We start from the raw sequence: 5876 nt of genomic DNA, 5'->3' as shown, positions 1-5876 counted from the left end.
GCCGCCCCGCTGGGCAGCCCGGTGCTGGCCGCGGAGAATGGCGTGGTGTCCTATGCCAGCGACGAGATTGCCGGCTGGGGGCGGATGATCCTGATCCGGCACGCCGACGGGTTCACCACCGGCTATGCCCATCTGGACAGCATCCTAGCGGCGGTCGGCGACCAGGTGACGCGCGGCCAGGTCATCGGCCGGGTCGGCCAGACCGGCTATGTCGACACGCCGCAGCTCCATTTCGAGCTGCGCTCGGGCAGGCGCGCGCTCGACCCGAGCCGCCACCTGGTCAAGGGTGAGGAGATGGAGGTCGCGAGCCGCTGACCGGCCCGCGCATGGCTGCTTACGGCCACAGGCGATAGCCGGTGCGGAAGATCGCCCAGACCACCAGGAGGCAGCCCAGGAGGAACAGGCAGGTCATGCCGAAGCTGATGGCGACCGCGACATCGGCGCTGCCATAGAAGCTCCAGCGAAACCCGCTCACGAGATAGACCACCGGGTTGAACAGGGTGACCTGCTGCCAGAACGGCGGCAGCATCGAGATCGAGTAGAAGCTCCCGCCCAGGAAGGCCAATGGCGTCACGATCATCATCGGGACGATCTGCAGCCGCTCGAAGCCTTGTGCCCAGATGCCGATGATGAAGCCGAACAGGCTGAAGGTGACCGAGGTCAGTACCAGGAAGCCTGCCATCCAGAACGGGTGCAGGATGGTGAAGTCGACGAACATCCGGGCGGTGACCAGCATGATCGAGCCCAGGATCACCGACTTGGTGGCGGCAGCACCCACATAGCCTAGGACGATCTCGACGAACGAGACCGGGGCCGAGAGGACTTCGTAGATCGTGCCGGAATAGCGCGGCATGTAGATGCCGAACGAGGCGTTGGAGATGCTCTCGGTGAGCACGGCCAGCATGATCAGGCCCGGCACGAGGAAGGCGCCATAGCTGACCCCGTCGATCTGCTCCATCCGAGCACCGATCGCGGCACCGAACACGATGAAGTAGAGCGAGGTGGAGATCACCGGGGCGGCGATGCTCTGCAGGAGCGTGCGACCGGTGCGCGCCATCTCGAACCGGTAGATGGCCCAGATCGCATGGCGGTTCATCGGCGCGCTCCCACTAGGCCCACGAAGATCTCTTCCAGCGAGCTCTGCCTGGTCTGCAGGTCCTTGAAGTCGATGCCGCTGGCCAGGAGGCGGCGCAGCAGGCTGGGGATGCTGCCCGGATCATCCTTGCCGTCGAAGCGGTAGACGATCCGGCTGCCATCCGCTGACAGGTCCAGCCGGTACTCGGCGAGCTCGGGCGGCAGGGCCTCCACCGGTCGCTGGAGGAACAAGGTTAGCTGGCGCTGGCCCAGTCGCTGCATCAGCACCGCCTTGTCCTCGACCAGCACGAGCTCGCCCTGGTCGATCACCCCGATCCGGTCCGCCATCTCCTCGGCTTCCTCGATATAGTGGGTGGTGAGGACGACCGTGACGCCCTGGCTGCGCAGCCCGCGGACCAGCGCCCACATCTCGCGGCGCAGCTCGACATCCACGCCTGCGGTCGGCTCGTCCAGGAACAGGATCTCCGGCTCGTGGGCCAGCGCCTTGGCGATCAGCACCCGGCGCTTCATCCCGCCCGAGAGCGCTGCGATCCTGCTGTCGCGCTTGTCCCACAAGGACAGGGCGCGCAGGACCCGCTCTAGATGGGCGTCGTCCGGCGCCTTGCCGAACAGGCCGCGGCTGAACCTGACCGTGGCCCAGACGCTCTCGAACACGTCGGTGGTGAGCTCCTGGGGCACCAGGCCGATCTTCTCCCGTGCCTGGCGGTAGTCCTTCCGGATGTCGTGGCCATCGGCCAGGACCCGGCCGGAGGTCGGCTTGACCAGGCCGCAGATGATGCCGATGAGCGTGGTCTTGCCGGCACCGTTGGGGCCCAGCAGCGCGAAGATCTCGCCCCGGCGGATCGAGAGGTCGATCCCCTTCAGCGCCTGGAAGCCGGACTGGTAGGTCTTGCCGACCCCTTCCACCCTGATGATCGCATCCGCCGGGTTCATCCCAGCACCTCCCGATATGGCCGCTCCTGCCGGGCTTGGCGCAGGGCCCGTCCCCACCAGTCGAGCTGGCGGAGGAGCGCTGCGAGCGCCGCCTCGGCCGGCTCCGGGTCCTGCAGGGTGCCGGACGGGGTGAAGCGCTCCCAGGCATGGGCGAGGCTGACGGCGTTGCGCAACGTCACCGCATGCAGCTCAGCGAACACCTGGCGGAGCTGTTCCACCGCCCGGATCCCGCCGCTGATCCCGCCATAGGAGACGAAGCCGACCGGCTTGGCATGCCAGGGCTCTTGCACCGAATCGATCAGGAACTTCAAGGCCGCCGGGTAGCCATGGTTGTACTCGGGCGTCACCACCAAAAAGGCGTCGGCCAGACCCAGGCGCTGGCGCAATGCCACGAGGCCCGGGTGGCGGTGCCGGTCGTGGCGGCAGGGCAGGTCGAGTTCGAGCGGGTCGATCCGGTCGATCGCCAGGCCGGGCTGTCGGGCGGCGACGCCGGCCGCCCAGCCGGCGACCTTGTCGCAAAGCCGGCCGGCCCTTGTGCTGCCCAGGATCAGAGAGGTGCGGAGAGGGTCCATGTCCAGAGCTCCCATGCTGTTGCGCTTCAGGGAGCCATCCTCCTAGAACCTCAAGTGTAGTTGAGGTCAATCGGAGAAAATGCGTCGATGCAGCGGGAGCTGAGCGTGGGGGAGGTCGCCGAACGCAGCGGCGTGGCGGTCTCGACCCTGCATTTCTACGAGGCGCGGGGCCTGATCCGCAGCCGGCGAACCGCCGGCAATCAGCGGCGCTACCCTCGCGAGATCCTGCGCCGGATCGCGGTGATCCGGGTGGCGCAGCGGGCCGGCATCCCGCTTGCGACGACAGCGGCGGCACTCGCCACCCTGCCGGAGGGACGCACGCCGGATGCCCGCGACTGGCAGGCGCTCTCCAGGGCCTGGCGGGCCAATCTCGATGCGCGGATCACGCGGCTGACCCGGCTGCGCGACCAGCTCGACGGCTGCATCGGCTGCGGCTGCCTGTCGATGCAGGCCTGCCCGCTGCGCAACCCCAAGGACGAGTTGGGAGCGGAGGGGCCGGGCCCGCGGCTGCTCGATCCGGGCTAGCGGATCGGCCACGGGCAAAGGTCCGGCAGCGTCGCAGCATCCCCCGCTATGCCATTGCCCTGCCGGCACGGCTCGCTTCCGGCCGGGTCGCCCGGCGATCATGGGGCGCCCTTCGGCAGTACGGGCGCACGGCCATGATGATCCCCACCGACCGCTTCGACGACGCGCTCAGCTACGCTAGCCGCCTGCACCGGGCGCAGCTCCGCAAGGGGACCCGGATCCCCTGTGTGCCCCATCTCCTGACGGTGGCGGCGAACGTGGCCGACTGCACCGATTCCAGGGTCGAGCCGAAGCCGCCCTGGCGGGCGCGCAAGGCAGCCTATCTGGAGGGCCTACACCACAAGCCCGCCCGCTCGCTCCTGGTCTCACTCGCCAACAAGACCCACAACGCCCGGGCGATCCTGGGGGATCGCCGGCAGGTCGGCGAAGCGATCTGGGACCGCTTCACCGGTGGGCGGGACGGGACCCTCTGGTACTATGCCGGCCTGGCCCAGGCGTTCCGGATGCTGCTACCCGGCCCGCTCGCGGACGAGCTGGACGCGACGGTCCGGGCGATGGCGGCCTGATCACAAGGCTTCGAGCGAGACACCTTTGCGGCCAGCCAGGTCTTGGACGAACTGCATGGCGACGCGGCCGGACCGGGCGCCGCGGGTGGTGGCCCATTCGATCGCCTGGCGGCGCAGTTCGTCCGGCTCGATCGCGATGCCGAGCCGGCGGACATAGCCCTCGACCATGGCGAGATAGACGTCCTGGGAGCAGGGATGGAAGCCCAGCCACAGGCCGAACCGGTCGGAAAGGGAAACCTTCTCCTCCACCGCCTCGCTCGGGATCAGGGCGTTCTGCCGCTCGTTCTCGATCATCTGCCGGGACATCAGGTGCCGGCGGTTGGAGGTCGCGTAGAACAGGACATTGTCCGGCCGGCCCTCCAACCCGCCTTCCAGCACGGCTTTCAGCGACTTGTAGCTGGTCTCGCCCTGATCGAAGGATAGGTCGTCGCAGAAGATCAGCGCCCGCCGGCCGCTGTCGCGCAGGACCGCCAGCAGCTTCGGCAGGCTCTCGATCTCCTCGCGGTGGATCTCGACCAGCAGCAGGCTGCCGCGCCGGTCCTGGTTGATCTTGGCGTGGATCGCCTTGACCAGCGAGCTCTTGCCCATGCCGCGGGCACCCCAGAGCAGGGCGTTGTTGGCGGGCAGGCCATTGGCGAAGCGGGTAGTGTTGTCGATCAGGATGTCGCGGACCCGGTCGATGCCCTGGAGCAGCTCGAGCTCGACCCGGGCGACCTTGCGCACCGGCCGGAGCGACCCGCCTTCCCAGACGAAGGCGTCGGCGGCCGACAGGTCGGGAAGGGCGGGCGGCGGGGGAGCCAGTCGTTCGAGGGCGGCCGCGATGCGGGCGAGCACGTTGGGATCGGCGTCCATCATCATTCACGCATGGGGAAAAGGCAGGGCCCGGCATAGCGGGCTCGGACGCGAATTGCCAACCGGCCAGTCGTTGCCAAGGCGGGGCGTTGAACTTATGGTCCGCCGCGATTGTCCGACCGAAGCTTCGAGGCGTGGATGTTCGTGAAAGATGCTCTGGCGCAGGCCGCCGGGGCCCCGGCTGCCGGCGGCGCATTCGACATTGTGTCGCTGCTGCCGCTGGTTCTGATCTTCGTGGTCTTCTACTTCCTGCTGATCAGGCCGCAGCAGAAGAAGATGCGCGAGCATCGCGAGGTCATCGCGTCGCTCAAGCGCGGCGACAAGGTGATCACCGGCGGCGGCATTGTCGGTACGATCGTCCGCACCGAGGAGGGCAAGCCCATGGTGACGGTCGAGATCGCGCCCAACGTGCGGATCGACGTGGTCCGCTCGACCATCTCCGACAAGTATGTCGACACGCCCCCGCCGCCGGCAAACCAGGACAAGGGTGCGCCCGCGGCCAGCGGCGGCATGTTCGGCAAGCTGCTCGGCAAGAAGTGAGACGAACCTTCGGTGCTCAACCAGTCGCCCTGGAAGGTCACACTGGTCCTGCTGGTCTGCCTGGCAGGCTTGATCTTTTCCTTCCCGAACCTGTTCAGCCGTGACACCGTCGACGGCTGGCCGGGCTTCATGCCCAAGAACCAGATCAATCTCGGCCTGGACCTGCAGGGCGGTGCCTATCTCCTCCTGGAGGTCGACTCCCAGGCGGTGGTCCGCGAGCGGCTGGAGGAGCTGACCAACGAGGTCCGGGTGGCGCTGCGCGGCGCCGGGATCGGCTATCAGGGCCTCGGCACCACCGGCAACGCCGTCACCCTGACGCTCACCGATCCGGGCCAGCGCGACGCCGCGATGGCGGCGCTGACGCCGCTGAACGTGGCGACCACCAGCGGGTCGGGCATGTCAATGTTCGCGCCGGGCACGCTCGGCGGCATGGAACTCGACATCCGGGAGCCCGCCGAGGGCCGGATCACGCTGGCGCTGAGCGAGGCGGGGCTCTCGTCACGGATCTCCGCGGCGGTCACCCAGTCGCTGGAGATCGTGCGCCGCCGGATCGACGAGCTGGGCACCCGTGAGGCGTCGGTGCAGCGCCAGGGCGAGAACCGCATCGTCGTCCAGGTTCCGGGCGAGAGCAGCCCGGAATCGATCAAGCGCCTGCTGGGCCAGACCGCCAAGCTCACCTTCCACTTCGTCGACCTGGACACGCCGGTCAGCGAGGCGCGCGCCGGCCGGCTGCCTCCGGGCTCGATGCTGCTCGACAGCAACGAGCCGGGCGTCGACGGCCAGCCCATGCAGT

At 68.4% G+C, this 5876-nt stretch carries 8 protein-coding genes and 1 pseudogene; 5 read left to right on the top strand and 4 right to left on the bottom strand.

Annotated elements, in window-relative coordinates:
• On the top strand, positions 1-315 hold a 315-nt coding region (locus EQG76_RS11500), incomplete at its 5' end, for a M23 family metallopeptidase (protein ID WP_159713475.1).
• 19 nt (positions 316-334) lie between these two features.
• On the opposite strand, the gene EQG76_RS11495 is transcribed toward EQG76_RS11500, so the two are convergent.
• From EQG76_RS11495 to EQG76_RS11485, 3 genes are read right to left on the bottom strand one after another with little or no spacing between them, the layout of a single operon-like run.
• A complete protein-coding gene (locus EQG76_RS11495) occupies positions 335-1096 on the bottom strand; it encodes an ABC transporter permease (protein ID WP_159713473.1) in 762 nt (253 codons plus the stop codon).
• Positions 1093-2028, bottom strand: coding sequence for an ABC transporter ATP-binding protein (locus tag EQG76_RS11490; protein ID WP_159713471.1), 936 nt, complete (start codon positions 2026-2028; stop codon positions 1093-1095). Before EQG76_RS11490 ends, EQG76_RS11495 begins: the two co-directional genes overlap by 4 nt.
• On the bottom strand, positions 2025-2600 hold the full coding sequence (locus EQG76_RS11485) for an NADPH-dependent FMN reductase (protein ID WP_159713469.1): 576 nt from the start codon (positions 2598-2600) through the stop codon (positions 2025-2027). Before EQG76_RS11485 ends, EQG76_RS11490 begins: the two co-directional genes overlap by 4 nt.
• An 87-nt stretch (positions 2601-2687) precedes the next feature.
• On the opposite strand from EQG76_RS11485, the gene soxR reads away from it, so the two are divergent.
• Positions 2688-3125 (top strand): redox-sensitive transcriptional activator SoxR, encoded by a 438-nt coding sequence (gene soxR, locus EQG76_RS11480; protein WP_159713467.1) that lies wholly within the window; start codon positions 2688-2690, stop codon positions 3123-3125.
• A gap of 134 nt (positions 3126-3259) precedes the next feature.
• Complete coding sequence (locus tag EQG76_RS11475) at positions 3260-3691, top strand: HD domain-containing protein (RefSeq protein ID WP_200840746.1); 432 nt, start codon at positions 3260-3262, stop codon at positions 3689-3691.
• On the opposite strand, the gene EQG76_RS11470 is transcribed toward EQG76_RS11475, so the two are convergent.
• Positions 3692-4549, bottom strand: a complete 858-nt coding sequence (locus tag EQG76_RS11470; RefSeq protein ID WP_331463759.1) for an ATP-binding protein — start codon at positions 4547-4549, stop codon at positions 3692-3694.
• A gap of 132 nt (positions 4550-4681) precedes the next feature.
• Between EQG76_RS11470 and yajC the strand changes: the two genes are divergently transcribed.
• Together yajC and EQG76_RS11460 are read left to right on the top strand one after the other, a co-directional pair.
• Positions 4682-5083, top strand: a complete 402-nt coding sequence (gene yajC, locus EQG76_RS11465; protein ID WP_159713465.1) for a preprotein translocase subunit YajC — start codon at positions 4682-4684, stop codon at positions 5081-5083.
• A 12-nt stretch (positions 5084-5095) separates the two neighbouring features.
• Positions 5096-5876: pseudogene (locus EQG76_RS11460) on the top strand (protein translocase subunit SecD); the annotation flags it as partial.

Source organism: Geminicoccus flavidas, from assembly GCF_009806515.1.
In the GTDB taxonomy this organism is placed as follows: Bacteria; Pseudomonadota; Alphaproteobacteria; order Geminicoccales; family Geminicoccaceae; genus Geminicoccus; species Geminicoccus flavidus.
This window is presented reverse-complemented; position numbering and strand designations above follow the sequence as displayed.

Excerpts from the sequence above, each read along its gene's own strand:
- EQG76_RS11490 (WP_159713471.1), bottom strand. The coding sequence starts at position 2,028 with ATGAACCCGGCGGATGCGATCATCAGGGTGGAAGGGGTCGGCAAGACC.
- EQG76_RS11495 (WP_159713473.1), bottom strand. The coding sequence starts at position 1,096 with ATGAACCGCCATGCGATCTGGGCCATCTACCGGTTCGAGATGGCGCGC.
- EQG76_RS11475 (WP_200840746.1), top strand. The coding sequence starts at position 3,260 with ATGATGATCCCCACCGACCGCTTCGACGACGCGCTCAGCTACGCTAGC.
- soxR (WP_159713467.1), top strand. The coding sequence starts at position 2,688 with ATGCAGCGGGAGCTGAGCGTGGGGGAGGTCGCCGAACGCAGCGGCGTG.
- EQG76_RS11470 (WP_331463759.1), bottom strand. The coding sequence starts at position 4,549 with ATGATGATGGACGCCGATCCCAACGTGCTCGCCCGCATCGCGGCCGCC.
- yajC (WP_159713465.1), top strand. The coding sequence starts at position 4,682 with ATGTTCGTGAAAGATGCTCTGGCGCAGGCCGCCGGGGCCCCGGCTGCC.
- EQG76_RS11485 (WP_159713469.1), bottom strand. The coding sequence starts at position 2,600 with ATGGACCCTCTCCGCACCTCTCTGATCCTGGGCAGCACAAGGGCCGGC.